Origin of the sequence: Pirellula sp. SH-Sr6A, from assembly GCF_001610875.1 — a bacterium.
GTDB lineage: Bacteria > Planctomycetota > Planctomycetia > Pirellulales > Pirellulaceae > JBKCUI01.
This window is the reverse complement of record NZ_CP011272.1, coordinates 3,445,849-3,471,587: the sequence shown is the minus strand read 5'-3', so window position 1 is coordinate 3,471,587 and position 25,739 is coordinate 3,445,849. Positions and strand designations below refer to the sequence as shown.

Annotated in this window: 29 protein-coding genes; 16 read left to right on the top strand and 13 right to left on the bottom strand. The window is 55.7% G+C overall.

Annotated features, from left to right (window positions below):
• Nucleotides 1–41: 41 nt before the first annotated feature.
• The 8 genes from VN12_RS13430 to VN12_RS13395 all read left to right on the top strand — a co-directional run bounded on the left by VN12_RS13430 (nucleotide 42) and on the right by VN12_RS13395 (nucleotide 6,075).
• Nucleotides 42–320 (top strand): hypothetical protein, encoded by a 279-nt coding sequence (locus VN12_RS13430; RefSeq protein WP_146677321.1) that lies wholly within the window; start codon nucleotides 42–44, stop codon nucleotides 318–320.
• Between the two features lie 222 nt (nucleotides 321–542).
• Complete coding sequence (locus VN12_RS13425; protein WP_146677320.1) at nucleotides 543–929, top strand: acyl carrier protein; 387 nt, start codon at nucleotides 543–545, stop codon at nucleotides 927–929.
• 8 nt (nucleotides 930–937) lie between these two features.
• Nucleotides 938–1,489 carry a 3-hydroxyacyl-ACP dehydratase FabZ family protein gene (locus VN12_RS13420; protein ID WP_146677319.1) on the top strand — a complete coding sequence of 184 codons (552 nt, stop codon included), beginning with the start codon at nucleotides 938–940 and terminating at the stop codon, nucleotides 1,487–1,489.
• 51 nt (nucleotides 1,490–1,540) lie between these two features.
• Entirely contained in the window at nucleotides 1,541–2,824 is a 1,284-nt protein-coding gene (locus VN12_RS13415) for a beta-ketoacyl-[acyl-carrier-protein] synthase family protein (RefSeq protein ID WP_146677318.1), read from the top strand.
• Nucleotides 2,825–2,863: 39 nt separating this feature from the next.
• On the top strand, nucleotides 2,864–3,265 hold the full coding sequence (locus tag VN12_RS13410) for a hypothetical protein (protein ID WP_146677317.1): 402 nt from the start codon (nucleotides 2,864–2,866) through the stop codon (nucleotides 3,263–3,265).
• A gap of 7 nt (nucleotides 3,266–3,272) precedes the next feature.
• The gene (locus tag VN12_RS13405) at nucleotides 3,273–3,644 is read left to right on the top strand and encodes a cold shock domain-containing protein (protein WP_146677316.1); all 372 of its coding nucleotides are present in this window, start codon (nucleotides 3,273–3,275) and stop codon (nucleotides 3,642–3,644) included.
• Nucleotides 3,645–3,690: 46 nt separating this feature from the next.
• Complete coding sequence (locus VN12_RS13400) at nucleotides 3,691–4,716, top strand: Gfo/Idh/MocA family protein (RefSeq protein ID WP_146677315.1); 1,026 nt, start codon at nucleotides 3,691–3,693, stop codon at nucleotides 4,714–4,716.
• A 48-nt stretch (nucleotides 4,717–4,764) separates the two neighbouring features.
• A complete protein-coding gene (locus tag VN12_RS13395; RefSeq protein WP_146677314.1) occupies nucleotides 4,765–6,075 on the top strand; it encodes a hypothetical protein in 1,311 nt (436 codons plus the stop codon).
• A gap of 71 nt (nucleotides 6,076–6,146) precedes the next feature.
• Here the strand turns inward: VN12_RS13395 and VN12_RS13390 are convergent, their stop codons facing one another.
• The 3 genes from VN12_RS13390 to VN12_RS13380 form a co-directional block, all read right to left on the bottom strand.
• On the bottom strand, nucleotides 6,147–8,147 hold the full coding sequence (locus VN12_RS13390) for an NAD(+) synthase (protein WP_146677313.1): 2,001 nt from the start codon (nucleotides 8,145–8,147) through the stop codon (nucleotides 6,147–6,149).
• Nucleotides 8,148–8,159: 12 nt separating this feature from the next.
• Nucleotides 8,160–8,552: a DUF4440 domain-containing protein gene (locus VN12_RS13385; RefSeq protein WP_146677312.1), complete on the bottom strand. Its 393-nt coding sequence runs from the start codon at nucleotides 8,550–8,552 to the stop codon at nucleotides 8,160–8,162.
• 66 nt (nucleotides 8,553–8,618) lie between these two features.
• On the bottom strand, nucleotides 8,619–9,545 hold the full coding sequence (locus VN12_RS13380; RefSeq protein WP_168164390.1) for an alpha/beta hydrolase: 927 nt from the start codon (nucleotides 9,543–9,545) through the stop codon (nucleotides 8,619–8,621).
• Nucleotides 9,546–9,781: 236 nt separating this feature from the next.
• Between VN12_RS13380 and VN12_RS13375 the strand changes: the two genes are divergently transcribed.
• Both VN12_RS13375 and VN12_RS13370 read left to right on the top strand, forming a co-directional pair.
• Nucleotides 9,782–10,051 carry a hypothetical protein gene (locus tag VN12_RS13375; RefSeq protein ID WP_146677310.1) on the top strand — a complete coding sequence of 90 codons (270 nt, stop codon included), beginning with the start codon at nucleotides 9,782–9,784 and terminating at the stop codon, nucleotides 10,049–10,051.
• Between the two features lie 166 nt (nucleotides 10,052–10,217).
• Entirely contained in the window at nucleotides 10,218–11,018 is an 801-nt protein-coding gene (locus VN12_RS13370; RefSeq protein ID WP_146677309.1) for a DUF1559 domain-containing protein, read from the top strand.
• Nucleotides 11,019–11,057: 39 nt separating this feature from the next.
• Here the strand turns inward: VN12_RS13370 and VN12_RS13365 are convergent, their stop codons facing one another.
• On the bottom strand, nucleotides 11,058–12,008 hold the full coding sequence (locus tag VN12_RS13365; RefSeq protein WP_146677308.1) for a sodium:calcium antiporter: 951 nt from the start codon (nucleotides 12,006–12,008) through the stop codon (nucleotides 11,058–11,060).
• 186 nt (nucleotides 12,009–12,194) lie between these two features.
• On the opposite strand from VN12_RS13365, the gene VN12_RS13360 reads away from it, so the two are divergent.
• Nucleotides 12,195–13,193: a mechanosensitive ion channel family protein gene (locus VN12_RS13360; protein WP_168164389.1), complete on the top strand. Its 999-nt coding sequence runs from the start codon at nucleotides 12,195–12,197 to the stop codon at nucleotides 13,191–13,193.
• A gap of 100 nt (nucleotides 13,194–13,293) precedes the next feature.
• Here VN12_RS13360 and VN12_RS13355 read toward each other — a convergent pair whose 3' ends face one another.
• Nucleotides 13,294–14,517: a hypothetical protein gene (locus tag VN12_RS13355; RefSeq protein WP_146677306.1), complete on the bottom strand. Its 1,224-nt coding sequence runs from the start codon at nucleotides 14,515–14,517 to the stop codon at nucleotides 13,294–13,296.
• Nucleotides 14,514–17,057: a protein kinase domain-containing protein gene (locus VN12_RS13350; RefSeq protein WP_146677305.1), complete on the bottom strand. Its 2,544-nt coding sequence runs from the start codon at nucleotides 17,055–17,057 to the stop codon at nucleotides 14,514–14,516. Before VN12_RS13350 ends, VN12_RS13355 begins: the two co-directional genes overlap by 4 nt.
• Before the next feature lie 99 nt (nucleotides 17,058–17,156).
• Here VN12_RS13350 and VN12_RS13345 point away from each other — a divergent pair, with 99 nt between their 5' ends.
• Nucleotides 17,157–17,336 carry a hypothetical protein gene (locus tag VN12_RS13345; protein ID WP_146677304.1) on the top strand — a complete coding sequence of 60 codons (180 nt, stop codon included), beginning with the start codon at nucleotides 17,157–17,159 and terminating at the stop codon, nucleotides 17,334–17,336.
• Between the two features lie 34 nt (nucleotides 17,337–17,370).
• Here VN12_RS13345 and VN12_RS13340 read toward each other — a convergent pair whose 3' ends face one another.
• The gene (locus VN12_RS13340) at nucleotides 17,371–18,267 is read right to left on the bottom strand and encodes a hypothetical protein (RefSeq protein ID WP_146677303.1); all 897 of its coding nucleotides are present in this window, start codon (nucleotides 18,265–18,267) and stop codon (nucleotides 17,371–17,373) included.
• Between the two features lie 167 nt (nucleotides 18,268–18,434).
• Nucleotides 18,435–19,055, bottom strand: a complete 621-nt coding sequence (locus VN12_RS13335) for a sigma-70 family RNA polymerase sigma factor (protein WP_146677302.1) — start codon at nucleotides 19,053–19,055, stop codon at nucleotides 18,435–18,437.
• 178 nt (nucleotides 19,056–19,233) lie between these two features.
• Here VN12_RS13335 and VN12_RS13330 point away from each other — a divergent pair, with 178 nt between their 5' ends.
• Both VN12_RS13330 and VN12_RS13325 read left to right on the top strand, forming a co-directional pair.
• Nucleotides 19,234–19,599 (top strand): hypothetical protein, encoded by a 366-nt coding sequence (locus tag VN12_RS13330; protein WP_146677301.1) that lies wholly within the window; start codon nucleotides 19,234–19,236, stop codon nucleotides 19,597–19,599.
• A gap of 116 nt (nucleotides 19,600–19,715) precedes the next feature.
• On the top strand, nucleotides 19,716–20,984 hold the full coding sequence (locus tag VN12_RS13325; RefSeq protein ID WP_146677300.1) for a hypothetical protein: 1,269 nt from the start codon (nucleotides 19,716–19,718) through the stop codon (nucleotides 20,982–20,984).
• Here the strand turns inward: VN12_RS13325 and VN12_RS13320 are convergent.
• From VN12_RS13320 to rsfS, 5 genes are all read right to left on the bottom strand, one after another.
• The gene (locus tag VN12_RS13320; protein ID WP_146677299.1) at nucleotides 20,981–21,538 is read right to left on the bottom strand and encodes a cell division protein FtsH; all 558 of its coding nucleotides are present in this window, start codon (nucleotides 21,536–21,538) and stop codon (nucleotides 20,981–20,983) included. The two genes, VN12_RS13325 and VN12_RS13320, sit on opposite strands and share 4 nt — an antisense overlap.
• A 4-nt stretch (nucleotides 21,539–21,542) precedes the next feature.
• The gene (locus VN12_RS13315; RefSeq protein WP_146677298.1) at nucleotides 21,543–22,361 is read right to left on the bottom strand and encodes a class I SAM-dependent methyltransferase; all 819 of its coding nucleotides are present in this window, start codon (nucleotides 22,359–22,361) and stop codon (nucleotides 21,543–21,545) included.
• A gap of 3 nt (nucleotides 22,362–22,364) precedes the next feature.
• Nucleotides 22,365–23,081, bottom strand: a complete 717-nt coding sequence (locus tag VN12_RS13310) for a glycine zipper domain-containing protein (protein ID WP_146677297.1) — start codon at nucleotides 23,079–23,081, stop codon at nucleotides 22,365–22,367.
• Nucleotides 23,082–23,207: 126 nt separating this feature from the next.
• Complete coding sequence (locus VN12_RS13305; RefSeq protein ID WP_146677296.1) at nucleotides 23,208–23,399, bottom strand: hypothetical protein; 192 nt, start codon at nucleotides 23,397–23,399, stop codon at nucleotides 23,208–23,210.
• A 55-nt stretch (nucleotides 23,400–23,454) separates the two neighbouring features.
• The gene (gene rsfS / locus VN12_RS13300) at nucleotides 23,455–23,889 is read right to left on the bottom strand and encodes a ribosome silencing factor (RefSeq protein WP_146677295.1); all 435 of its coding nucleotides are present in this window, start codon (nucleotides 23,887–23,889) and stop codon (nucleotides 23,455–23,457) included.
• Nucleotides 23,890–24,292: 403 nt separating this feature from the next.
• Between rsfS and VN12_RS13295 the strand changes: the two genes are divergently transcribed.
• Both VN12_RS13295 and VN12_RS13290 read left to right on the top strand, forming a co-directional pair.
• The gene (locus VN12_RS13295; protein ID WP_146677294.1) at nucleotides 24,293–24,868 is read left to right on the top strand and encodes a hypothetical protein; all 576 of its coding nucleotides are present in this window, start codon (nucleotides 24,293–24,295) and stop codon (nucleotides 24,866–24,868) included.
• An 11-nt stretch (nucleotides 24,869–24,879) separates the two neighbouring features.
• A complete protein-coding gene (locus VN12_RS13290; RefSeq protein ID WP_205855034.1) occupies nucleotides 24,880–25,596 on the top strand; it encodes an HD domain-containing protein in 717 nt (238 codons plus the stop codon).
• The last annotated feature ends 143 nt before the right edge of the window (nucleotides 25,597–25,739 follow it).

Genomic DNA, 25,739 nt, shown 5'->3' with positions numbered 1-25,739 from the left:
TCGGGTCTCCTAACCAAATGCGAGCTTGGGAGGTTTGCGAAATGCAGGGAACGGTAGACAAGCTAGAGCGAGTGCTTGCAATCGCCCTCGAGGAAGGAATTCAGATTCGTCGAGAGTGGCTTCGAGGGGTCCGGGGCGGATTGGTTCGAGTGGGTCGCCAGCCGATCCTATTCGTCGACGAATCCCTCGCGGTAACCGACCAGTGGGATCAAGTTCGTGCCGCTTTGACACAGTTAGATTGGACGGACACCCCGTTTGGGGAGGAAATGATCGATCTGCTGGGGGGCAAAGCACCTGTTTTGCCCAGCATCTTGGCCTAGTCCGAGGGATTCGATCCGGATGTTCGAGTGGCTTGGAATTCGTATTTCCGACGCGACGCAAATCGAGAAAAACCTGCATGGGGCTAGCCAACAATGGCTAAAAACGTTATCTAAATGCTTCGATTTTGGCGATAAAGCATAACCTGTTCGCCTTTTCCACCGTTCGGACAACGCGCTGAGCCTTGTCCCATATTTCGACCAAAGGTTCGAGGAATCATTGAAATGCCAGTGAGTGAAGAAGTCTTTACCAAAGTCCAGGCCGCGCTGACCGATGCGCTCGGAGTCGATGATTCCGAAGTGACCGAAGACGCGACATTGGTGGGAGATTTGGGAGCGGAATCGATCGACTTCCTCGATATCGTTTTCAAGCTTGAGAAGGCGTTTGGGATCAAGATCGCAACGGAAGATCTTTTCCCCAAGGACATTCTCACCGACAGTCAATATGTTCAAGACGGCAAGGTGACCGCATCGGGTCTCGCCGAACTCAAGAAGCGGATGGCTTGGGCCGACCTTTCCAAGTTCGAGCAAAATCCTCGCGTCCAAGACTTCGGTAATTTGCTGACCGTCAGCGATCTGTGCCGATACGTCGAATCCAAGGTTGCAGCGTAAGGTCGCCGATGCGTTGGTTTTGGATCGACCGGTTTACAGAGTTCGTGCGCGACAAGCGGGCTTGCGCGATCAAGAACATTTCCTTTGGTGAGGAGCCGCTGGACGATTACCAGCCAGGCCATCCGCACTACCCCCATTCGCTCATGATAGAGGGGATGGCGCAGACGGGTGGGCTATTGGTATCGGAGCCTGGTGGATTCAGAACGAAAACGGTTCTCGCTAAGGTTTCGAAAGCCGTGTTCCACCGCTTGGTCGTGCCCGGCGACCAAATCCACTTCGAGGCCGTCATCCAAGATAAGCAACCGACGGGTGCGATTATCGAAGGGACGATTCGAGTCGGAGGTGAAATCATCGCGGAACTGGAACTTTGGTTTGCATTTCTGGATGAGCGATTTGGGGAGTCCGCGCTATTCCCCCCGGAAGATCTGCTCCGAACACTTCGCATTCTGAAAATGTTCGACGTTGCTGTCGACCAGAACGGCAATAGAATAGGACCTCCAGCCCATATGATCGAGGCGGAGAAAGAGGCGGCAAAAGCATTCGCCCGATCGGCTGATTAGATCCTTTCCAGCCCAGCCCAGTTCCTTCTGCATTTTTGGAGTGATAGTTTAATGCGTCGACGCGTTGTCGTTACAGGGATTGGGATGATCAATCCTCTCGGTCATGACGTGACCACTGTGTGGTCCGCCTTGAAAGAGAGCCAAAGCGGGGTCGGCAAAATTTCCTTGTTCGACCCGACAGGCTACCCCACCACCATTGCAGCGGAGGTGAAGGCGTGGGACGTCAGTCGATGCGGCGAAGATCCCCAGGTGTGGAGTCACCGCGGCCGCCATACGCGATTCGCCATCGGCGCCGCCCATCAGGCGATCCGCCAATCCGGCATCCTCGACTCCGGTTTGGATCCCACTCGCCTCGGGGTTTATATGGGCGCTGGGGAAGGGAATCAGGACTTCCACAATTTCACCACCATGATGGCAGCGGCCGTTCAAAACGGTCCCTTTGATCTCGCCGCATTCCTGCGCAAGGGACGAGAAGTTCTCGACACCAAAGCGGAATTGGAGCAAGAACCCAACATGCCGGCCGCCCATTTGGCCGCCCTCTTCAATGCTCAAGGTCCCAACTCCAACTGTCTGACCGCGTGCGCCGCGAGCAGCCAAGCCGTCGGGGAAGCCACAGAGTTGATCCGCAGTGGAGACGCGGATGCCATGATCGCCGGGGGAGCGCACAGCATGATTCACCCCTTTGGGCTGACCGGCTTTAGCCTGCTCACGACTTTGTCGCAACGAAATGATGCACCGGAGAAAGCATCTCGTCCCTTCGACAAAGAGCGCGACGGCTTCGTGCTGGGTGAGGGAGCGGCCATCGTCATCCTGGAAGAATACGAACACGCTCGCAAACGGGGAGCGGAAATATTTGGTGAGATCCTTGGTTACGGAAGCACCGCCGATGCGTACCGTATCACCGATATCCACCCCGAAGGTCGCGGAGCGATCGGATGCATGCGGCAAGCCATCGCGGATGCCAAGCTCAACATTGAGGAGATCGGTTACGTCAACGCGCACGGAACGAGCACTTCGGTGAATGACCGAACCGAAACGCTTGCTTGCAAAGGAGTGTTTGGTGATTACGCTAAAAAGATCCCTGTCTCCAGCACCAAGAGCATGATGGGACACCTGATCGCCGCGGCAGGCGTCACCGAAATGATTGTCTGCTTGATGGCGATTCGCGATGGCATATTGCCGCCGACCATCAACCAAGAAACGCCAGATCCAGACTGCGATCTCGATTACGTCCCCAATGTCGCACGCCCAGCGAAGATCCAAGTTGCCTTGAACAACAGCTTCGGCTTCGGTGGACAAAACGTGACCTTGGCCGTCGGCAAACTTCGAAGTTAGATCGAACCTAAAACCCGCTTGGTTGCGCCAAGAACGAACATGGTCCCTTTAAACGATGCAACTCTCTTGGCCTATATCGAGGAGGCGTTGCCAGCCGAACAAATGTCCGAGCTGGAAAAGAGGTTGCGTCACGATGCCTCGATTCGAGATCGATTGCTGCAACTGGTCGCCCAACGCGACCATGGGGTACATTCCATCGGAGATATATGGCGTCGTCACCGTTTGAGCTGCCCCACCCGTGAAGAGATCGGAAGCTACATCCTCGGTGCGATGAACGAAGATCGCAAGGATTACATCCGATTCCATATCGAAGAGATCGGTTGCCGATTCTGCAAATCGAATTGGGAAGATCTTTCCGAGAGCCATCATCAAGAAGCGGTCCGTGCTCGCCGCCGCAAATACTTTCAAAGCAGTGTGGGCCGAATCAAGGCCGAAGGTTAGGTTGCTCATGCGAGTCGGAACCATTGTCAAACTCGTGGAAGATCGAAAGTTTGGGTTCATTCGAACCGAACATTTTCGCGACGACGTTTTCTTCCACCAATCCACTCTCAAAGGCTTGGTCTTTCGCCGTCTGGAAGTTGGCCTCGAAGTCGAGTTCGAGATCAATGAGATCCTTCGTATGGATGAGCAGAAGCTGGAAGCGACGTTGGTCCAAGCCGCTTCGAGACCTCTTTCGAAATCATTGACCGAATTGCCGATGCGCGAAATGCTCGCCTCGCATCATCCGCGCGCCCGACAAAGAAAGCCGACTTGGAGAGAAAAAAAGGACCCAGCCCCTCCGAACGACGATTCTGCCCCGCCACCCGAAACGGTAGACTAACTCCCCGATAGCATTTGTTTCTCACTCGGGCAATCGAATTGGCAACATGGTAAACGTCGGATTGGTTGGTATCGGATTCATGGGCTGGATCCATCAACTAGCTTATCGCCGCAGCGACAATGCAAACCTCGCTGCATTCTGCTCCCGAGATGCGAAGAAACGGGCGGGGGACTGGCGAGGTATCCAAGGGAATTTTGGCCCTCCCGGTGACCAGATCCATCTTCAGGGCATCGCCGCGTTCGAATCGTACGACGCGATGTTGCGTGATGCCAACATCGATGTGGTCGATATCTGCCTGCCGCCCCATTTGCACGCTAATGCAGCCGTACAAGCCATCGAGCACGGCAAGGATGTCTTCTGCGAAAAGCCGATCGCCCTCACCGCAGCAGATAGCCGACGCATCATGGACGCCGCCAACGCGAATGGCCGTCTCGTCATGGTCGCCCATGTTCTCCCCTACATGGGAGCCTTTGCTTTTGCTACCGAATTGGTGCGAAAGGGAACGTACGGCAAACCCATCGGCGGCTACTTCAAACGCGTTATCTCCGATCCGACCTGGATCCCGGACTTCTACGACCCGAACCGTGTCGGGGGTCCGCTCGTCGATCTCCATGTCCATGACTTGCATTGGATCCAACTCCTTTTCGGTAAACCGGTCAGCGTCGATGCGATCGGACGCATGCGGGGGGATGTCGCAGAGTATGTGCACGTGCTGTACCGCTTCGAAGATCCCAACATTTGCGTCGCGAGCAGCTCGGGGATCGTCAACGCCCCTGCTCGCCCCTTTACCCACGCGTTCGAACTCCATCTGGAACACGCGGCCCTGCAACACGAGTTCGCGGCCTTTTCCGATACCCCGGAAACCATGCCGCTCAAAATCCTCACGCGCGATGGCCAGATCCTGCGCCCCGATCTCCCCGGCGGAGACGAGATCGATGCCTTCGTCGCCGAAATTCGCGACATGGCTGAAAGCGTTCGAACCCGACAAGTGGCGCCGCGACTGAGCGGCCAATTGGCCAGCGAAGCTGTCGAGTTGGCATTGCAAATTCAATCGCAACTGGCCGGTAAGTAGTAAAAGGCTCGACTCACGCGAGCTACCTCAGCCAAGGATCCAAAGCCTATGCGTCGGTTCACTAGCGGTGGGTTGAGTCTTACCATCCTACTGGTCGCCTGGTTGACATCGGTGCAATCTCTCGTTCCCAGCGGTTTCACGCAAGAGGTTCGCACGACGAACGAAGGCTTCCACGAGTTGGTCGCGCCGAACATGCGGCTGATTACCGATCTCGAGATCGACGACGAACTGAAGCGATGGCCTGCCTACCTGGAGCAAGCTACCGAGCAGTGGAAGCGAATCTTTGCTCCCCCTCCCGCCAAGCTTCAAGGCTCCGGGCCGGTCGTCTATCTCGTCGGCGATCGCGCGCGATGGGAGCGAAGTGGCCTTCTTGCTCAGGTACCACGGTTGGAGGATGGGTTCCAGCTCGGAGATCAACTCTACGTCGTTGAGCAATCTAGTACCTATTACCGCAGACTCCTGTTCCTGCACGAAGCAACCCACTGGGTCATGTATCGATGGCAGGGAGGCGCAGGATCCCCATGGCTCATGGAGGGAATGGCCGATCTCCTCGGGACGCATCGATTCCAACAGGAACGACTGGAATTGGGCTATTTCCCCACCAAACCAGAGGACGTTCCCAGCTGGGGACGTCTCCGACTCATCCGCGAAACACTTGAACAAAAAACTGCACCCAAGCTCTCTGCAATCGTCTCATTCCCGGACATGCGTCAACAACGAATGGAACGTTATTCCTGGAGTTGGGCGGCCTGCACGTTCCTCATGGGACATCCTGAGCTCTCAAAAGATTTCCAAACGATCTATCGAGGAAACCTCGACTACGGCATGACGTCGTCAAAACGATTCTTTCAAGCGATGGAAGACCAATGGTCCGGATTGTCCCTCCGCTGGCGATGCTTTGTCGATGACTTGGACTTCGGTATGGATATCGCCCGTTCTTCGTTGCTCCTCCAGGGCATTTCACTCGACGAGCCCAACGCCAAACCGACCGCAACGGAGATCGCTTCAGACCGAGGTTGGCAAGCGGTGTTGGGTCCAGTCCCTCCCGGTACAAACGTTCAGATCAAAGCCTCCGGTCGCATTGTGGTGAGGCGGCCCGATAGCGCTCCAGTGTGGGAGTCGGAAGCAGCGGGTGTGACGGTGGAATACCATCGCGGATTCCCTCTCGGCTGCTTGCTCGGTGTCTGGGCCGAGGTGGACACGGAACAACCTTCGGAACCATGGACTCCCATCCGGATCGGGAAAGGCACTTCGCTCGAATCTCCCGCCCGTCCCGCCATCCTCCTCCTTCGCATCAACGAACCATCTTCAGGGTTGGCCGACAACCAAGGCTCCCTTCAAATCTCGCTCGGCCCTTGATCTCCACTCCTCGTTGCTCTTTCCGAGCTTTGCGCCTCAGCGAGCACCCTTCTGCCCCGCCGCCGCCTCTTTCACCCCTCGCGCCAAATGGTGGGATCGGCATCGGTCGGCATTCGCCAATCCCCGCGTGGTGACAGCGAGACCGTTCCCACTTTGGGACCATCTGGAACACATGTTCGTTTGAACTGGGCCGCGAAGAAGCGTTTCAGAAAGAGATCGAGCCAATGATCGATTTCACTCTCGGTGTACGGCTTGTCGAAGGACGCTGCGCGCGCCAATTCCCGAATCTTCTGGAGAGGCGCTCCGGTTCGGACAAAGTGATAGAGAAAGAAATCGTGCAGCTCGTAGGGGCCGACCGTCGCCTCCGTACTTTGCTCGATCGTCTTGTCCTTGGTAAGAGGCAACAACTCCGGACTGATGGGGGTCTCCGCAATATCGAGGAGCACACGACGAATCTCTCCATCGTATTTCGTGTGCGCTACATGCCGGACCAAGAAACGAACAAGTGTTTTGGGGACCGAGCAATTCACGTTGTACATCGACATATGATCGGCATTGTAAGTGCTCCACCCCAGCGCGCTCTCGGATAGGTCGCCTGTACCGATCACGAACCCACGGCTCATGAGAAGCAGTGTTCGCATGCGAGCTTGCACATTCTCAAAAACCAAATCATGTCGTTTGTTACTGGGCAAATGCTCCAGTTCGAGCTGTAGTGACTCCCATGTTTTGCCTTCGCACGAAACGCCGAAAGGAGCATGGTTCAGATTCTGAAAAATCTGAAAGCAGCTCGCACGGATATCCATCAACTCGCTGCGCAGACCCAACAGCCGAATCAAATCCAGCGCATTGCGTCGCGTTTGATCGGAAGTCCCAAAGCCGGGCATGGTGATCCCGAGGATGCGCTCGCCCGACCACCCCATCGCGTCGAGCATCTTGGCAGCCACAAGCGTCGCTAACGTACTATCCAACCCACCGGAAACACCGATGACGAGCGGCAGATCGGAAGGCAATTGCTGGACACGTTTGGCGAGTGCAGCGATCTGTATTTCGAAGATCTCATCGCATCGTTCCTGCAACGCCGCGTTTTCTTTCGGAACGAATGGATGGGGATCGATCCAACGCTGTAGAGGTCGCGACCCTCGCTCCAGAGCAAACGGGATTCGGCGAAAGGTACCCTCGGGCGATAACCGTTGATGCATCGTCCCAGTCGCCCGTCGATCCTGTTCGATGCGATCCAAATCGATATCGGCCGTTGCGAAGGCAGCGATCGGTCCCAATCCGGCGATCGGCCCAATCGGAAGCCCCGTTCCAATCCGCTTCGATTCCGCGAGCAAGCTCCCGGTTTCAGCGATCAAGCAGTGCCCGCTGAAGACAAGATCGGTGGTCGACTCCGACGGCCCGGCGCTGGCGTAACAGTACGCCGCATTGCATTTGCCCGACTGCGTTGCAACAAGCCCTTTTCGATAGACTGCTTTCCCCACTGTCTCATTGCTCGCTGACAGATTCAGCAGTACGTTCGCCCCCGCGATCGATTGGTATGCGCTCGGTGCGATCGGTACCCACAGATCCTCGCAGATCTCAATCCCAATCACCGCTCGCTCGTGCTGGAAGAGCAAGTCGCAGCCGAGCGGAATCGGATACGCTACTTCGGCGCACCGAATTGTTTCGCTCAGTCCTTGACCGGAATGGAACCACCGTCCCTCATAGAATTCTTGGTAGGTAGGCAAGTGCTGCTTGGGTACTAACCCGATCACGCGGCCATCGGTGAGGACAGCGGCGCAGTTCAGCAGTTTGCTATCGTGCACCCATGGAAGTCCAACGACGACGAATTGATTCGGAGCCGTGGTCGCTGCTAGCTCGAAGAGTTCGTGACGACACCGATCCAAAAGATGGGATTGTCGAAACAATTCTCCACAGGTGTAGCCACTGAGGCAAAGTTCACCGAAGAGCACGATGTCCGAATCGGTGAAACGTTCAAGCCCTCGCTGAAGGCAAATCCGATTTGCGTGCGGGTTTCCCACGCTGGTGATAGCCGAAGCGGTCGTGACGCGAAGGAACCCGGTGGGAGTCATAGTACAAGCCCCTTATGCGGGGGAACGATGGAAATGCACGTGCTTCCATTTGCCGTTCTGACGATGCCAAACGCGAGTCTCTTCCATCGCAGTCGTTACCGGTTTCCCGTCGACCAACTTTTGCGTCAAACGCACGTAAGCGATGATCCCTACGTCGCCGATGATTCGAATATGAGGACCGATCATGGTGGACTGGACGGCGCTCGGTGCGCCTCCACCGGGAAGATTGAAGTAATAGCGGTGGAAATCCAATCCGTCGACGAGATTGCCGAGGGCTTCTGGTTCAAAGCATGTAAGGGTCGGGTCGCAGATTTCCGCGTAAGCATCCCAATCCCCGGCGGTGATAGCGACCAATAGTTGTTGGGTACGAGAGAGAATCGCATCGCGATCGGATTCCAAAGACATCTGCAATCAGCCTTGTTCAAGAAATGGGGTTTCAGTCTTCATCGACCATCCGCCGACGCCACTATCCTATTCGCTTGGATGGTGATTGACTATGGAGGTTGCTCGGGCATGCTGAGGAATCGAAAAGGCCATAACGCACTGCCGCTTCATCCAGTCCGCGACATAGGCAAAGAACCGTTCTCGTTGGAGATCGTCGTGCAGGTCGTGGCGACATCCCATCCAGATCTTGAGCCTGGCAAAACCGGGAGCTGCCGCTGCGAACTCCGCGCTCGCCTGCGGGCTGGTGAGGGTATCCTCGGAGCCATGCATGAGCAGGGTCGGAACCCGCAACGAACTCGCGTTTTCCAATGCCCAAACACCGCTATCGATCAAATTGATGGCGAGTCGCAGGGACATCGCACGGTGGACATAACGATCGCGCAAATAAGCGTCCTGGGCGCGTCGATCGTGACTGAGCTTGTCGACCTGTACCGGCGCTTTGATGCGCCAATTCGGGACCCGTTTAGCCAGCCATCGACCCGCGTCCATGAATCGTTCTTTGGGCATCGTCGCAGGCCTGAGCATCGGCGAACCCGCCACGATGCCTCGAATGCTCTCGCAGAAAGCCGGCCGCCGCAATGCCAGATTGAGCACCAGATTCCCCCCCATGCTCTGACCGAAGAGGAAGCTGGGAATGTTACCGACCAACCCCCGAGTGTACTCCGCGCTCGCCTCCACATCGTCCAGCAGTTGCTCATACGATGTGATGCATCCCCGCCGACCCGGACTGCGACCATGGCCGATCAGATCGACCGCCGTCAAGGCGACCCCCATGGCGGCCAACGAAGTCCCCATGCCCGCGAATCGTTCACCATGGTCACCGAATCCATGGACGATCGTCAGGGCCGCCCAAGGTGCTTCTCGGGCTGGAAGCCAGGTGTGCGTGAAGCGTGTCGAGCCTCGCAGTTCCGCGGCCCTTGATTCGCAAGCGACAGATGTTCCGTATCCAATCACGCTGGTAAAACCTTCGGCTCGAGTTCTCTCTCTGCCTTCCCGTCTAGCCAGTTCGCCAAGGCGGAAAAGTCGATACCTTCACCGATACCATCGGAATCCAATCCGCGAAAACTGAGTCAAAGACCGCCCAATCCGAAAAGGTTTCGCAACTCCGAAGAATAGGTAAATGAGGAAAGGTCCCCAGCCGATACTCCGGATGTATTTCAACCCTTTCTGAGAACGCTAGCATTCATCGCATGCTGAACCACCCTGCTGACAAGATCCGACAAACGTTCCGTGAATACGTCGCATCGAAAGTGACGATCCCGCACGATGCAATCATGCTCGAGACAACGTTGATCCGCGATGGCATGTACTGCGGGCGAAGGTTCGCCCTGGAAGGATTTTGCGTCGTCTACTTTGCCGAAGAGAAACAGGTCAAGCTTTACGGACCAACGGGGACGGTGGAGTTCAGTTGCCCGCTCGCCGCATTTCTCGCCCCACCTTCGCAATCCATTGCCGCCTAGCCCTCGCCCTCTCCGCCCTGGGCTTGCCCACTCTTGGATCGCACCGAACCGCTTCGAGCCGTTCGGCAATGAGCTGCAGATCCCACCGCGATTCCTCCGCTCGACTACAATCGAGAGCCAATAGAATTGCACCCCGCGCTGGTTGCCTATATTGCGAGTCAACAGGATGAAAACTTTCAGTACTCGATCTCTGTTTGTTGTGACATCGCTCGTTGCAGTCCTCTGCGGTTTGATCTATCCAGCGGTACGATCGGCTCAAAACGCTGCCATGAAAATGCAGTGCATGAACTATGTCAAACAGATTGGCCTCGCCTTTTGGAACTACGAATCCGCCTACCGGCGATTGCCGATAGCCATCGAGACCTCCAAGGAAGGCAAATTGTGGCGTAGCTGGAGATCGCATCTTTATCCAACCTTTATGGAGCAGGCCCCTCAGCTCTACGATGTTTCGCAAGCATGGGATTCCAAAACGAACTTGCGATTGCTGGACGGAACCCCCATCACGACAGCCGCAGGTAAAGGGGGAGGAGTAATCACGAGATCCGTAGATCGCATTCCTTGGTGCTTTAAGTGTCCCGCATGCACGAGCCCAACCGGGGTGAACTATGTCGTCATTACCGGAGAAGGAACCGTATTCCCGGAATCGGCATCCACCAAGTTTTCCGATATCACAGATGGCCTAGAGAATACACTGCTCCTCGTGGAGTCCATCGATTGCACGCCCGACTGGACAGAGCCTCGCGATCTCCACGTGACGACCATGGACTTCAGAGTCAATTCGGAGACCAAACCCTCCATATCGAGCTTTCATCCATCCGGCGCAAACGTCTGCTTCGCAGATCTGGCTGTCTTCTTCATGACCACTCGTATCACCGAGCCTGAACTTCGCGCCCTGATCACCATCCAAGGGGGTGAAAACGTGACGCGGCAAGACTTGATCGCGCGCGGTGTTCTCATCGAACGATGATCTTTTCCATCTCGGATGTTCACCATTGGGTCGCAGCGCCTACAACAGATTCGCAACCTTCCCCATAAAGAGCGCGTAGATCAAAAGGAGCAAAGCCCCTTCGAATGGAGAAATCTTCTTGTCTTGAGTAAGAAGATAGAAGAAGAGGATGACCGCTGCGTAGAAAGGGAGAGAGAAATGGAGCAATTCCGAAGGAACGGACAAGGAACCGAACAAGCTGGCAACACCAGGAATCATCAACGCGTTGAAGATGCAGGATCCGAGCACGTTGCCGACGGCCAGCCCCGCCTTGCCGGCTCGAGCAGCCGAGACGCTCACCACGCATTCCGGTAAAGTAGTACCGATCGACAATAAGGTCACCGATACAATCGCCTTGCTCACACCTAAGGATTCCGCAATCTTCCCCAAGGAATCCACCGTTTGATTTGCGCTAAAAAAGATCACCACTCCGCTTACGATCAAAACCCCCACCGCCCACCCCAGCGAACGCGATGTTTCCGGAGGGTGCGGCAAGGCATCGGAAGCGGCGTTGGCATTGCCCGCTCGGAGCAAGTAAAAGACGTAGGCACCATAGGCAAGCAACCCAATGACCGCCTCCGAGATATTTACCACTCCATCAAACATCGTCACGATCACCATCAAAGCGGCCCCAGCCAAGTAATTCAAATCGATGTAGATGTATTGTGCTCCCAAATCGATACGGCTCTGGGAGAGCACCACGGTCAGACCTAATACAAACAAAATGTTGGAAAGTGAGGAGCCGATGATGTTCCCGGGTACGATCTCGGAACTTCCTGACCGGACCGACAGAATCGCTGAAATGAGCTCAGGAAGGGAGGTCCCGACCGACACGATCACGACCCCAACAACGAACGACGATAAGCCGAAACGATACCCCAACGTCTCCGCTGCCCCGGTAAAGAATTTTGCCGACGCGATGAGCAGTCCAACCGATACGACAAAGATGGCTAACGCAATCATCAAGTCCATGCTGACATAACTCCCGCTGGGTGAATCGTGGTATCTGGAAGATCGCCCCCCAGGGTTGGGATCCACTACGGCAAACGCTCTTCAATCGTTCGTACGTTTTTTGCTATTACAGGAATTCCATGGCGAGGCATCTTCCTACCCATCATGGCGCCAACCCTTTTTGCAAGCATTCGAACTGTTCCGACTATGAGTAACGAGATTGTCAGTCAGCAAGAAATCAGCGATCAAACGGTGAGAATGTGGGATCAGCTTCAACTCTCGGCTCAAAAGCTCCTGCAGGGAGACTTCTCGGAGCTTCTTGCATTAGGAGAAAAGTCACTGATGCCGGCTGCTCAAGCACTCGGTATCCTCGTCGCTTTCTACTTCGGAGCTCGTTACGCGTCCAAAGCGATCTCGTCACCCATTTACCGGAGGGTGGACGAGACTCTGGGTCGTTTCGTTGAGAAACTTATCTATCGAGGGCTTCTCGGGGCCGGGCTCATCTTTACCCTCCACCACTTCGGCCTTCGCTCCACCAGTTTTGCCGCAGTCTTAGGGGCCGTCGGATTCGCTGTAGGCTTAGCTTTTCAAGGAACACTCTCCAACTTTGCATCGGGTGTCCTGCTGATGGTCTTTCGACCTTTCAAAGTCGGTGACATGGTCGTCGCCGGCGGCATCACAGCCCGCGTTCACGAAATCGATCTGTTCACCACCGCAGTCGACACGCCGGACAACCGTCGGCTGATCATTCCCAACAGCTCCATCGCAGGTTCCACGATCGAAAATGTGACCTACCACCCCGAACGTCGCATCGAAGTGCCCGTGGGGGTCGCCTATTCCGCGGATATGGACGCGACCCGAGCCGCCCTGTGGCGTGCCGTCGAAAGCGTCCACGATGTGATTATCGAAAACGAAGAGCGGAAGAGCCAAGTCCAATTGACCGCACTCGGAGCCAGTTCCGTCGATTGGATTGTTCGCGTTTGGGCTCCCACCAAAGAGTTCGCCAACGTGCGAGATCGAGTGGTCTACTCCGTGAAGAAACACCTCGATAGCGACGGGATCGTCATCGCTTTCCCGCAACTGGATGTTCACCTAGCACCCCTCTCCGAATCTACTGCGACACCGGTTCCCCACGCGACACCGGCTCCTCAAATGGGTCGCCAACTCCCTAGACGAACCGAACCACCGCGCCACCACGCTGCCTAATCCCCCATTTGTTTGGAAGGCAGCCACATAGTTACTCGCCCCCCTCAACGGTGCAGCCGATAACTAAGAACCTCTATCTCTATCGCTCTCCCTTCCCATCTTAGCGCCATGGTACCTTGGCGAGAGACCGCCTCCCCAACCTCCAAGTGCGCGGGTTTGCAACATCCGAGATGCACCGAAGCGGTCCATCGACCGGCTGCTTAGCCGCTCGTCTCGCTCGCTCGGAAAGGAAAACGCCGACGAGGATCATCCATAACACATCCACAGTGCTTTCTTTCACACTCGATGACGGGATCTCCATGTCCGTGCGATCGAATGACGCTCGCTCCGCGTTATCCCTATTCGCATTGTTCTCTCCGCCAGCGAACCATTGAAGCAACCCAAAGGGAGAAGATTGCAATGCCGCCAGATTCGTCAACGCGGGAACACCCTCGATGACGGCGTGGTCGAGTTGACCCACTTCGAGATGTACCATTCCAGAGGGGATCGGGAGAGGGTTAAAGAAGGCCGATTCCCACGGCGTCTCTTTCCTTGGACTCGATGGGATGGTGCGGACAGATAGCATTAGCAAGCTTCCCCGTAATTGTGTCGTCGCCTTTCTATCCCTTTCCTCGAACCATTCCCTTTGGTCGCTCCACCAGTGGTCATCCTCTGACGAGTCGGACATGAGACGATCGACCGCCGCGTACGGGTCCATCGTTAAGGTTCGCGGAGGTATCGACCCTCGATAGAATTCGAATGGCGAGTTGCTACCAATCCCCCATGTCGCCATTCCATTCAGGGCCGTTCGATCTTCCTGTCCCCACTGCCGGCCTAGCGAAACAATCGGTGCGACAAGAGACTGGTTCTCACTGGAAACTCCAAGTCGATCGGTTTGTGTCACGGGATTGACCGATGGAGCCCGGCTTTCGGGAAGCGGCTCGAGTCGAGCGACGGTTGCATTCGGTGAGGCAGGTGCTTCTTGAATCGAAGGTATCTGCCTTGCCGTCACCAACGTCGGTGCCTGCTCTCCTGGTGTTGGTTGAGAGGGAATTCCACCACCGGAAGGATTGGTGACTCCGCTTGGTACATCACTATTGCCTCCTTCTCCCTCTCCCGCCAAACCGCGTGGTGCCTGCGTTGGTTGCCTCTGGCCCGCCGCCGTGCTGTCCTTTGCGACACACGTAAATTTCGAATTTTGTTCAACGAGGATCGATGCCAGGATAAACGAGTCGGACTCTTGTCTACGTTCGTCTACGAAGCACGACCAATCCCAATCGACCTGTGCAAGAACCTTTCGTACCTCGAGCGACTCCACGACCGACGTACGCTTTTTCACTCTCATCCATTGGTCTCCACGAGATAAGGCGGCCCTTGTTCGATCGCCCAGGATTCACGCATCGATTCGTATCGCTTTAGCAATTGGCTCTCTTGTTCGCTGGCGGACTCCGTCCGCGCAACGCACTGTTGGTAATAGACCGCTTTTTGCATCGATTCGAGAGCTTGCCTTTTTTCCCCCAATTGGAACTGGACCATCGCCATATTGTTCCATATCCCAGCCGCATGCTTAGCAGCTTCCGCGTTGCTTGAATCGGTATCTGCGAGGGACGTTGCGATGCCGATGGCGGATTGGAATGTCTTCAATGCGAGATCCAACCTCTGAGCGCTCGACTGCGCCATTCCCAGGTTGTTCAAGGTGACTGCCAACTCTCTCCTCGGGCCTAGCAATCCTGGCAACCGATCGACGGCCTGTTCTAAAAGCTCTGCACTGAAGGAATAGATCCGAATCGCCTCTTCCACATTGCCTTGTTTCCAAGCGAGCGATGCGAGGCCGTTGTACGACAACGCCAAACGGCGCAAGTCATCGGAACTATGCGGCGTGGAAGGTGCCGCGGTTCGCATCGCCAGAGAGCGTGCTGTAACGCGCTCGGCGACCTGTATGTACCCTTGCTCGGCCAGAATGAAACCGAGGTTATGGAGAGTATCGGCAATGGAGTGACGCATCCGCTGCTGGAATCGATTGATGTCCTTCGGCGATGTCGTAGAACTCGCGATCGGATCGATATCCAGTCGCTCAACCGCTCGGAGCGCATGGGTGCTCGCGGCTCGCATATCCCCCCGTTTGTAAGCCAGGATCGCCATCGAGTTCCAGAGAAGGGATTCGGTGAAGGCTTTGTCGATGCTAGGGGATACTCCTTCCGCCCAAGCGTTGGCCAAGTCCAATTCCTTTTGTGCTGCGACGAGTCTACCTTGATCTCCTAAAAGCCCTGCCAGTTCGCATTTGGATTGAATTGCGAGAAGCAGTAAATTCGAGTCCGCTGTTTCGGTCCATGCTTGATGAAGTTCGTCAGCAGCCAATGCCAACGCTTCGATAGCGTCTTCTTTGCTCCCAGCCATGCCGATTAAATTGGCCATCTTCCAACGCGTTTCTGCAACGTCGCGTTGAAGCAGCGGATCGTGATTGGACCGAGTGATGAATGCCTCGTAGTACTTCAAGGTTTCCTGCAAAACCTCTTGCCTCAAGGCCTCGGCTCCCGGGAGAGCGGCAAGCTGTTCCGAGACGCGAAACCCCAAAGAGTCGACGGCCGCGCGCGCTTGCTCGTAGTTTTCATTTCCTCTCGCCCACTGAGTGCGAGTCCGATCTCGTTCACGCTGAACCACCGCGCTGTGCACACCCATCGCCCCCGTCGCAACGACCATGGCGCACACACCGGCCAAAACGCGGTCCGGGTACTTTTTGCATGCAGCACTCGCTCGTTCACGCCAAGTCACGCGCAAAGCTTCGATCGACTCACCATTCGCGAATCTCTCCAAATCCAGCGCGAGCTCCCGCGCCGAGGAGTAGCGAGCATTGCGATCTGGCCGAATCGCTCGAAGGATGATCGTCTCTAAATCTTTGGGTATGTCCGGACAAAACCTTCGTGGGGGTTCGACCGCAGGCGATTGAATCGCCTTGAGCAACGCTGCTCCTTCGTATTTGGAAAATGGATTTGTCAGCGTGAATGCTTCGTAAATCGTTAGTCCCAATGAGTAGATGTCGGTACGAGAATCCAAGGGCTCCTTTCTCCCCGCCGCTTGCTCAGGACTCATGTATCGAAACGTTCCGATCAAATCGCCGGATCGGGTCAGTGTCTCGCTATCCGCGATCGACGCGAGTCCAAAGTCGAGTATCCATAAATGCTCTTGGAGATCGAGCAAGAGGTTCGAAGGCTTGATATCTCGATGCAGTATTCCGGATTGATGGACTCGATACAGACCATCCGCAACTTGTGCGAACTCACGAGCCAAATACTTTTTGGATTCCAACGAGGAAATCGGAGCACCCATGCCTCGCCGCCGCGCGATCCAGTTTGCCAGCGACTCACCTCGGATTCGCTTCATGGCGAAATAACACAAGTCCCCTTGGGAGCTCGTTTCGTAAACGGGAACAATACTGGGATGGCAAACCGATGCGGCGGCTTTCGCCTCTCGGTGAAATCGCTCTACCAAGTTCTTTGCGAGTCTCTGACCGCTCAGAAGTACCTTGATCGCCACCTCGCTGCTATCGGCCAGCCTGCGGGCGGCATAGACCACTCCCATCCCACCCCTGCCTATCTCCTCCAGGAGTTCGTACCCTTGGATTTGAAGCGAAGCAAACGGAGGGCAAGAGGATTCGGGGCTGAGCTTACCCACCCAGAGCAACCCATCCAACGCATCGATCAGCGCGTCGCCCAAGTCCGCGTTGGATTCCAGAAGCTTGATGCGGTCCGTCTCGCTCGCAAAGGGAGCTCCTTGCAAGCGTTGTCGCTGCAAACAGTTTTCGAGAATGGAGATCAACCGCTGTTGCTGTTCTGCCGTTAATTCGGCATGCGAATCGTCAACCGATGGACCGCGATGATTGCGCATGTTTCCTTCTCAGCGGCATCGTTGGCATGGGAGCCAAACGATCGGGGAAGCGATAACGTGATCGCGACGAAGACAAGGTCATTCCAACACGAGGTCCTTATGTTATACCCCTCCGATACCGAAGACAATCACCAAGCGATCGAGAGCAACGCCAGCGTTCAAGCGATTCCAAACGAGCAGTCGAGAATGCTGGAACTGCGTGCACTAATGTTGCGACATGCTAGCAATGTGGATTGTCACAAAGAGGATCGGGAGGGTGCGGAAACCGAGTTGGACTAGCGATGTGATCTTGTCACCGAAGCGCTATCCCATCTCACCGGAAGAAGAATCGACCGATACCCTTGCCACCTCGTTTTGACTCCATCCCAAGTTGCTCGATGACTTGCCCACCCACGATGGCTGTGTCATCGATGATCACGGTATCTTCCGAGTTCTTCGAGACGACACGAAGATTTCCTTCAATCACTCCCAGGTGCGTCACTTGGTTCGATCCCTTTCCCAAATCGATGGAAGCATTTCCGTTGATGACTCCCGTTTCTGCAATCTCCGCTGCGTCATCACCCGATCCGCCGCGATAACTCATGCGACCTTCAATCTGACCCGACACACTCGCGGAATTGTCTCCATCACCAAGCTGAAAATCGGCATTTCGACCGATCATAGCGTTATCCGATAAAGCCACTGTGTCATCCCCCGCTCCGGCGCGGACGAAGAGATTGCGCCCAATACTCCCATCGACCTCGACGAGATTGTCACCCTTGCCGAGCCATGCAAAAACATTGTCCTCCACTTCGACGTCTTGACCCATCAACAACGAATCGCTCCCTTCCCCGCCAAACAAAAACAATCTACCCGAAAGAGAACCCGAGTCGATCGACAGGACATTGTCTCCTCCGCCCAGATCCACCATCACCTGATCGATGGGCGCATCCCCCAACGAGAGCAGGACTTCATCATTGACGGTTCCCTCTGGATCTAATTGGATTCGGAGATCGTCGGTGACGTTGGTCAAGGTTGCAACCACCATATCCCCTTCCTTGACTTCCATCACGCCACCTTCGAGGGCGGCAATCGTCACCGCCCCATCCGCGGTCCCTCCGATCAGCAAGTCCCCGTCGACAACTCCAACATCGATAGCCATCAATCGACGATGCTCGAGCGACTCACAAGTCAATCGTGTCGGTCTGCCCAGTTTTCTCTTGCGTTGCATGACGTCTCCTTCCAGAAACCTTGAGTTGAAATCGATCCAGTTCGATTTCGTAATGAATCCGCTACAGCGGCAGTAGATCCGTACCACCGATGATTCCGGTAAGGAGCTAAGTACCGCGTCGGTCTCCAAAACCGCCGCGACTTTTTTGATTTTTTCGCAAGAATGGCTCAAGTCTCACGATGGCCTGCTTTCATCGTTTGTTTTAGCTTGAGCAAAGCACGTATCCACAACTTTTCCACACTATCGATCGATCGGTTCATCTCTTCGGCGATCTCGGGAAACGACATTCCGTGCAAGTTCCGAAGCAGAACCACCTGTTGGTAGTCTTCCGGGAGAGCTTCGATGGCTTGCGCTAGCTCAAGCGTCGTTTCGTTCCAGACGACGATCTCGCTGGGGGAATCACCTCCGCCAGAAAGGCAGCGTTCAAGATGCCCAGACGCTTCATCGAGTTGGCGTTGGAACTGCACTTCCATGTGGATGTCGCGTTGTTGCGTTCCTAGATACCGTCTCGCGGTCTTGGCCATGCGATCCGCGAGGATTCCGCGAAGCCACCCTGCGAACTCAGCCTTGGAGTTCCCGCGGAAGAGGCGTATTTGCCGGACTGCCTCGATACATGTTTCTTGAACGACATCGGACGGGTCTAGCTTTCCATTCAAGCCTGCGTGGAGCTTGCTTCTCGCTAGCATTCGCAAGTAAGAACGATACTGTTCAAGCAGTTGTCCCAGCCGTCTCGGATCCTCATCGAGGGTCGTCGGAATCCATGTACCGCTCCCGTTTTCCGCATCCATCGCTTTCTTTCCTTCGCGTCTGACTGTCCAAACCCATTTATATGCATGGGTGTTTGCGAGTGGAACTCACTTTTTCAGGTGACTTCAATAAGAATTGATCAAGCGGCAAAGTCGGCTTAGTCGATACAGTCCAGCACGGAATAACCGCCTTATTTACCCCTCGCTAAGAAACTGATTCATGAATCGATCTTCCGCACAAGTGATCGGTATCGAATGCTGCACCTTGAACGAGCAGTACTGCTACTCGGAAACGGTCAGCGCACCAGTTGTCGAACGGCATGTCCATTCACCGAGGGAACGGACCCTCGATGCGAGCGGAAAAGTGGTCTCTGTCCCGTTCCCTTCTGCAGGAAATTCCGCTGAGAGTTCCATCGTTCCGTCCGATCGTGTCACCGTTCGAGTCCGCGATCTCACCGCCGGGTTGCGAGCGATGGCCTCGATGCAACTCGCTTGGCTCGAGGATCTTGGCGACGACCCCGTCGTCCTCACTCGGGACTTTTACGAAGTCTTTCTCGTCTGCCAACAAATGCGCCGAGCTGGATAGATAGCATTCCTCCCAACGCCCCAACGCGTCATTGACCGTATCCAGACATGAAAAACTGCGTTCGAGCGCCGGTTTCGTCTTGACGCCTCGGTCCGACTTTTTCTATCCCTCCGTGCATGGACTACGAACGTTCACCCTCGCACGGAAGATTTGACGCCCGCTGTGTGCCCAAGGCTCACCGATCGCCGTATGCTCGGACCTTGCTTCTTATCGCCATTGCCTCGGTCACCGGATGCCGCCGCGCGGCGTTCAACGAGATCTACGTCGAGAACATGGCGGGCGAGATCAGAGCCTTGGAAGATCGGGTCTATGAGTACGACTCCGCATACCAAAGCCTGGAGATCGAAAACGAGGAACTGCGCCGCATCAACGAGGAGCTCCGAGCGAAGAACCGCGTCCTCAAATCCGATGCCTCTAGCGATCGATCCCTTCTACCTGTCCCGTTAGATCGGGACCGCAAACCTTCGACCACCAACAAACCAAAACAAACCGTTGAACCGGAGCTGAATGAACCGAGCGTTATCGATTTAAGCCCACCTCCGCTCCAACCCAGATCGGCGGTACCCAAATCGAGCGAACCGAATTTGGACGTAGTGCCTCCCAGCGCGTCGCCCCAACCATTGCCCATGCCCAGCGGCGGTGAATCGCTCTTGCCACCGCCCAAGAGCAATCCAGGACTCCCTGGTACCGAAGACAAAAAATCGAGTATCCAACGCCCTCAAGCCAAAGACCTGGTAGAGGACGTTCAGCTACCGGGTGGTCTAATCCGATCGGCTCAGCAACCGAGGCTCCAAGAGCCTTCGCAGACCCCTCCGTCGACCCCGCCCGCGAGCGTTCTACCTCAGCCCACCCTCCCCAAGCTGACCCCTGGCGCGATCCTTCAGGGCCGAATCGATTTGCCGATCGACCCCGCTAACGATCCGGCTGTTATTCCCGCCTCGGCGAATATCCCGGTCGAACGCAAAGTGACCGATCAGCGGATGGTCGAAATCGCCTTCCATGACACACTCTGCCGGGGACATAATTTTGACGATCAACCCGGTGACGATGGACTCTATTTGGTCCTTGTGCCCAAAAATGAGTCAGGGGAACCGCTTCAGCAAATCGGAAAACTGACCGTGGTAATCGAGGAATCGATCGACGAGTCATCGCACCGAATTGCGGCCTGGAACGTGACACCCGATGAACTTCAAGAATCGCTTGAACCGATCGGCGTCTCGCAAGGCTTTCATTTAAGTCTTCCATTTCAAGACGTTGCACCGGAGAGCAATCGCGTACAAGTCTTCCTGAAATACGAGCTTGCAGACGGTCGGGTATTGGTCAATCGCAAGGACATATCCTTACGACGCCCAGGTCATCGCCAAACGACTTGGACCCCTCGCTAGTCGTTATCGATCGTTCTATCGACGATGTGTTGAACGGCCCGACCGCTCAGGGACTTTTTTGCGATCAACTCCTCGGCGACGCGTTCAATGGCGAGCCAGGTATCCGGCGCGTCGAGGAGATGCTCGGTCTTATCGAGCCACCTGTGTTGCAATCGTTCGACCTGTTTCTCGGTGGCACCGCGGTAACGCGCCAATTGTCGAACTCCGACCATATCCTGCTGAGCGCCTGGCCAGTTGTAGCGTCCGACGATTCGCGCCTCGGCAACCACACCCGCCAGCAGAATGAGGGCTTGCACCTCCACCGCGTCCTTGATCGGTTGCCCTCGCCGCTTGCTCATGTGGACTTGGCCCAGCCGAAGCGAGTTTCGTTCGATCGTTACCTTCTCCACTGGTCTACCCAGCGTGATGGCGAGCACAGCGTGACCTGCCTCATGAAAGGCGGTCGCTCGTTCGTCGTCCGAATCCTCTTGATACAAGACCGCCTGTTGCCAGATTACGCGCTGACGCAATACTTGCTGACTCAATACTCGTTGATCTAGTACAACCCAATTCAATCTTCTACCTCACACGGTGCGCGATCGCGATGAAGCCACCCGCCCGAAGATGCGAAAACCAGGAGGATCGAAGCAGGCCGGACGATTCGCGATTCAACCGGTGCATGGTAGTGATCTTCAGCCCAGCGGACTCGATATCAGCCCGCAATTCTTGTTCGGAGTAGATATGAAGGAACATGCTGGGCAGGCCTCGGTAGGGATAGATTCGATCACCTAGCTCCCAACTCTTGTCGCGACGTTCTCGGCACCAATCGCTGATCGTGCGTCGAACGCCACCCGGATCGCGCAGCCACGACCCTCGATTGTGAACATGGACGATGAGACATCCCTCTCGACGCAGTATCCGGTGAGCATGCGAAAGGAATGCTCGACGGTTTGCCCGTCCTCGAACCATTCCTAGCGAACTATACATGCACAGTACACCGTCGGCGATGGAGTCTTGGAGACATCGAAGATCTGCCATGTTGGCGCGGAGAAAACCGCAGCGGTCGGAGAGTCCGTTCAAGGCCGCTTTTCGCGAGAACTCGTCGAGCATGTCCTGGCTCAAATCAACGCCGAGGACTTGATATCCCCGCTCTGCCAAGGGGATGAGATTTCGGCCAGGACCGCATCCAACATCGACGATGAGCCGGGTGGAGCCATCGCTTCGAGCGGTCTCTTGCGGAAGCGTCTCCGCGACAATTCGTTTGTCCAAATCGAGCAAAGGATGCCCAGCATGGAATCGATCGTACTCGGTTGCGATCGTTGATTCGTTGACGTAATCCCAGGTTCCTCGCGAGACCCCAGCAGGTAGTTGCCACGACGGTCGTTCAGGAACGGTCATGCCCTAAAACCCGCGTCGCTCGACATAGACCGGCGCCCGAGTAGACCGATAGGTGGGCGACGAAGGGGTGGTGATAATCGTTCGAGTCGCTGGTCGATATTCCTCTTGGATGATGACCTCGGACGGTTGACTGCGATAAACGGTCGACCTCGGGGGACGCGGAACATTGCCATTTTGCTGCAAAGCGGTGATGACATAGTCGCTCACCCCTCGCTCACTCATCCAAATCACTTCGTTGACGTTAGGCCGCACAGCAACTCCGTTGGCTTGGATGTGAGAAACAATGACCGCATCGCTCACTCCACTTTCGGTCATACTCACCACTTCACTGACCGTAACCGGACGACGTGTGACGACGTGGGTGTTCGTTGGAACGTAGGTCCGGTGCTCCACATAGGTCGGTGGGTTGTAGTGGCTGTGATAATGGTTGGGTCGTTGGTAATAATACTGCGTGGGCGCCTGCCGTCGTTCCGCATGGTCCCGGTTGTTTCCCAGGACCCCGCCGGCCACAGCACCGACCGCGCCGCCGATCAACGCACCTTCGGTGGTATCATCCCGCTGGTGCCCGATCACACCCCCGATCACGGCGCCTGTCACACCGCCGAGAATGGCGCCGTTTCGCGTGTTGACATTCTGCGGATAAGGCGCGACTTGGGCCATCGCAGTGCTAGCACAACAAAGCAAACTTCCTGTAAACCAACCAGCACGAATCCAACGCATCGGTGCACTCCTGTCGGCAAAGATTCCAGAACGCCCCCATCCTTGAAGGTCGTCATTCTGTGAGGCCAACTACGCAAATAGGATATCGACCGCGGCGCGTCGAGACTGAAAAAGGTTGTTGGCAATCTAGCCAATCCAGAACATAGCAACCCACAAAACCAGCGCGATCGCTAGCAGGAAACTCAAAGTCCATAATCCTGTTTTGATAGCTTGGCTCAAGATCAATGGTACCCGCTCGTGCCGTGTCGCCGCCATCACCATGGAGGAGGCGATCAAGACCGGTAAGAGCCAGAGCAAATACTCAACGGAAATACCCATCTGGTTTGCTATCCCTCACGTGATGGATCGAGGCCAACGCGACGATGGTTCGTGGCTACGCGTTGGGTTCGGTGTTGCTGACACGAGCATTGGTATCTTTCAAGGTCTCGCTCAAGTCAATACGAACACTGTCGGCCCAGAGACCTTCCAAGTCGTAGAATTTGCGCCATTCCTCGTCGAACAAATGGATAACGATCCCGCCGTAATCGATCGCGATCCAACGGCTTTCGTCGTACCCGGAAACACTGAGTCGGGTTTCCCCCTGCGCCTTGAGCAATCGATGGATTTCTTCCGCGATCGCATGCAATTGCCGGCGACTCGTTCCCGTGACAATCAAAAAGCAGTCGAAAATGCTCGTTTGCTTAGAGATATCGAGCAAAACGATGTCTTGTCCTTTGCTTTCGGCAGCGGCCCGTGCCGCGAGTTTTGCGTTGGCAATGCTATCGGCGACAGTTTGGGGGGAGAGGGTTCCTGATTCGGTTTCCACCATGCGACTTCGGTTCTCAGTTCGATTTGTTTCTTGGCAAAGGATCTACTCACTCAGTTTAGGTTACCAAGCTCCTATTGTCACGCTTCCAATTGGGGGGGTTCACTCCGGTTCAAGCAATTTAAAAGATTTTCTTATCCTCGCTGGCTTGCCCAGTCCGATCCGCTGAAAAATTCAGTCCAATTTTTCTAGCCCGCCGCCGAATCCTTTGCGGCTTTTTGGTGCTCCTAGACATGTGGACTTGGCCCTCCAATCCGCCAATAGAAATTTCGATGAACTTTTTCGCCCTGAAGACCGTCGAATAGGGCAATAAAAGACAGGGAACCGAATCGAGTTAGCGACTAAGATGCAGCCGATAGGAAAGCAGGAAGCGACCCCGATCCTACGAGGATGCGACTAACCCACCATGAAAAAACCTTTGAGAACCCGAACCAGAATCGACCAGAACGCCCATTACTTCCAAACCCTCGGGCTGAAACGAGGGGAATGCCGCATTGAAATCATTCGAGATGCGGCCAGGATTCGGGCCAAAGAATTGTCCGGCAGATCGCATCCCTCTACGGTCGATCTGCATCGGGCGGAAGTAGCCATTGCGGCTTACAAGCTGCTCGATCCGCGAGGACGGGCCGATCTGTACGAACGGGTCCAGCTGTCCTGCCCGCTCGATCAAGCTGACAACGCACCGCCTCCACCCCCTTCGATATCCCCGATCAACCGATCGATCGGTCGCCGATCCACGGAGGCAACCGCGGTCGACGCCACTTGCTCGATCCAACTGATGGCAGGCGAGGTGGTCGATCAGGCAATCGCCTTGGATGAAGATGCTTCCGAAGCCGAGACGGAGGGTGATTCTCGCAGGGAACCCTCTACGTTGTCATTGGCAGAGCGACGCCAAGTCGTCGAGCTGCTGAAAAAGACCGACGACGACACGCCCTCCAGCCGATCTACTCTCAGCTGGCTTCGATCGTACTTGGGCATTTGAAGGATCCCTCGGTGACGAGCCCAGAAAACCCGCTTTATTCCGATGCGTGGAGTTCCCAATGGAGCGCCACAATCCTTCCATGGATTCGCACGCGGATGGCACATGCTGATGCCGGGCATGGGATCGATCATGTGCAACGAGTTGTTCAGAATGCGATCGCGATTGGAGCGAGCGAGGGTGCCGAGGTGAACATCGTTCTTCCCGCGGCCTGGTTGCACGACTGCGTCATGGTCCCCAAAAATTCGCCGGAGCGTAGCAAGGCCTCCCGACTGGCAGCCGCAGCCGCCCTCGAATTCCTTCATTCCATTCGTTATCCGGTCGAATGGCTCGAACCGATCGAGCACTGCATTGCGGCTCACAGTTTCTCTGCCGGGATTCCCTGCGAAAGCTTGGAGGCGAAGGTCGTTCAAGACGCCGACCGACTCGAAGCGATTGGAGCCATCGGTATATCGCGCTGCTTGATGACGGGCGGATCGATGCGGCAACTTCTTTACTGCGCCGACCAACCCTTTCCGATCGATCGACCACCCCAGGACACCGTGCAGTCGATCGATCACTTCTTTGCCAAGTTGCTCGGACTCGCAAAGACGATGCAAACCGATCAAGGTCGCAGGATCGCCTCGCAGCGGACCGAGTTCATGATCGATTTCCTCCGCCAGTTGGCTTCCGAAATCGGAGTGGTTCCGGCAGACTTGGATCGCGCCATCTCCAAGGCTTCGCTGCGCTGAGCCACCAGCAAGAAAACGTTGCAATTTGGTCTCGTCGCGACGATAACTAGAGGTGCCCCGCACCGGACCGTTCTCCGCAATGCACCGACGCTCCTTTTCGATCGCCCTTCGGTAGCATTCCTATCCCACCCACTCTTGCTCCG

Bases quoted from the DNA above. Each gene is read 5' to 3' on its own strand.
- VN12_RS13430 (WP_146677321.1), top strand. From the start codon at position 42: ATGCAGGGAACGGTAGACAAGCTAGAGCGAGTGCTTGCAATCGCCCTC.
- VN12_RS13425 (WP_146677320.1), top strand. From the start codon at position 543: ATGCCAGTGAGTGAAGAAGTCTTTACCAAAGTCCAGGCCGCGCTGACC.
- VN12_RS13420 (WP_146677319.1), top strand. From the start codon at position 938: ATGCGTTGGTTTTGGATCGACCGGTTTACAGAGTTCGTGCGCGACAAG.
- VN12_RS13415 (WP_146677318.1), top strand. From the start codon at position 1,541: ATGCGTCGACGCGTTGTCGTTACAGGGATTGGGATGATCAATCCTCTC.
- VN12_RS13410 (WP_146677317.1), top strand. From the start codon at position 2,864: ATGGTCCCTTTAAACGATGCAACTCTCTTGGCCTATATCGAGGAGGCG.
- VN12_RS13405 (WP_146677316.1), top strand. From the start codon at position 3,273: ATGCGAGTCGGAACCATTGTCAAACTCGTGGAAGATCGAAAGTTTGGG.
- VN12_RS13400 (WP_146677315.1), top strand. From the start codon at position 3,691: ATGGTAAACGTCGGATTGGTTGGTATCGGATTCATGGGCTGGATCCAT.
- VN12_RS13395 (WP_146677314.1), top strand. From the start codon at position 4,765: ATGCGTCGGTTCACTAGCGGTGGGTTGAGTCTTACCATCCTACTGGTC.
- VN12_RS13390 (WP_146677313.1), bottom strand. From the start codon at position 8,147: ATGACTCCCACCGGGTTCCTTCGCGTCACGACCGCTTCGGCTATCACC.
- VN12_RS13385 (WP_146677312.1), bottom strand. From the start codon at position 8,552: ATGTCTTTGGAATCCGATCGCGATGCGATTCTCTCTCGTACCCAACAA.
- VN12_RS13375 (WP_146677310.1), top strand. From the start codon at position 9,782: ATGCTGAACCACCCTGCTGACAAGATCCGACAAACGTTCCGTGAATAC.
- VN12_RS13370 (WP_146677309.1), top strand. From the start codon at position 10,218: ATGAAAACTTTCAGTACTCGATCTCTGTTTGTTGTGACATCGCTCGTT.
- VN12_RS13365 (WP_146677308.1), bottom strand. From the start codon at position 12,008: ATGGACTTGATGATTGCGTTAGCCATCTTTGTCGTATCGGTTGGACTG.
- VN12_RS13360 (WP_168164389.1), top strand. From the start codon at position 12,195: ATGAGTAACGAGATTGTCAGTCAGCAAGAAATCAGCGATCAAACGGTG.
- VN12_RS13355 (WP_146677306.1), bottom strand. From the start codon at position 14,517: ATGAGAGTGAAAAAGCGTACGTCGGTCGTGGAGTCGCTCGAGGTACGA.
- VN12_RS13350 (WP_146677305.1), bottom strand. From the start codon at position 17,057: ATGCGCAATCATCGCGGTCCATCGGTTGACGATTCGCATGCCGAATTA.
- VN12_RS13345 (WP_146677304.1), top strand. From the start codon at position 17,157: ATGTTATACCCCTCCGATACCGAAGACAATCACCAAGCGATCGAGAGC.
- VN12_RS13340 (WP_146677303.1), bottom strand. From the start codon at position 18,267: ATGCAACGCAAGAGAAAACTGGGCAGACCGACACGATTGACTTGTGAG.
- VN12_RS13335 (WP_146677302.1), bottom strand. From the start codon at position 19,055: ATGGATGCGGAAAACGGGAGCGGTACATGGATTCCGACGACCCTCGAT.
- VN12_RS13330 (WP_146677301.1), top strand. From the start codon at position 19,234: ATGAATCGATCTTCCGCACAAGTGATCGGTATCGAATGCTGCACCTTG.
- VN12_RS13325 (WP_146677300.1), top strand. From the start codon at position 19,716: ATGGACTACGAACGTTCACCCTCGCACGGAAGATTTGACGCCCGCTGT.
- VN12_RS13315 (WP_146677298.1), bottom strand. From the start codon at position 22,361: ATGACCGTTCCTGAACGACCGTCGTGGCAACTACCTGCTGGGGTCTCG.
- VN12_RS13310 (WP_146677297.1), bottom strand. From the start codon at position 23,081: ATGCGTTGGATTCGTGCTGGTTGGTTTACAGGAAGTTTGCTTTGTTGT.
- VN12_RS13305 (WP_146677296.1), bottom strand. From the start codon at position 23,399: ATGGGTATTTCCGTTGAGTATTTGCTCTGGCTCTTACCGGTCTTGATC.
- rsfS (WP_146677295.1), bottom strand. From the start codon at position 23,889: ATGGTGGAAACCGAATCAGGAACCCTCTCCCCCCAAACTGTCGCCGAT.
- VN12_RS13295 (WP_146677294.1), top strand. From the start codon at position 24,293: ATGAAAAAACCTTTGAGAACCCGAACCAGAATCGACCAGAACGCCCAT.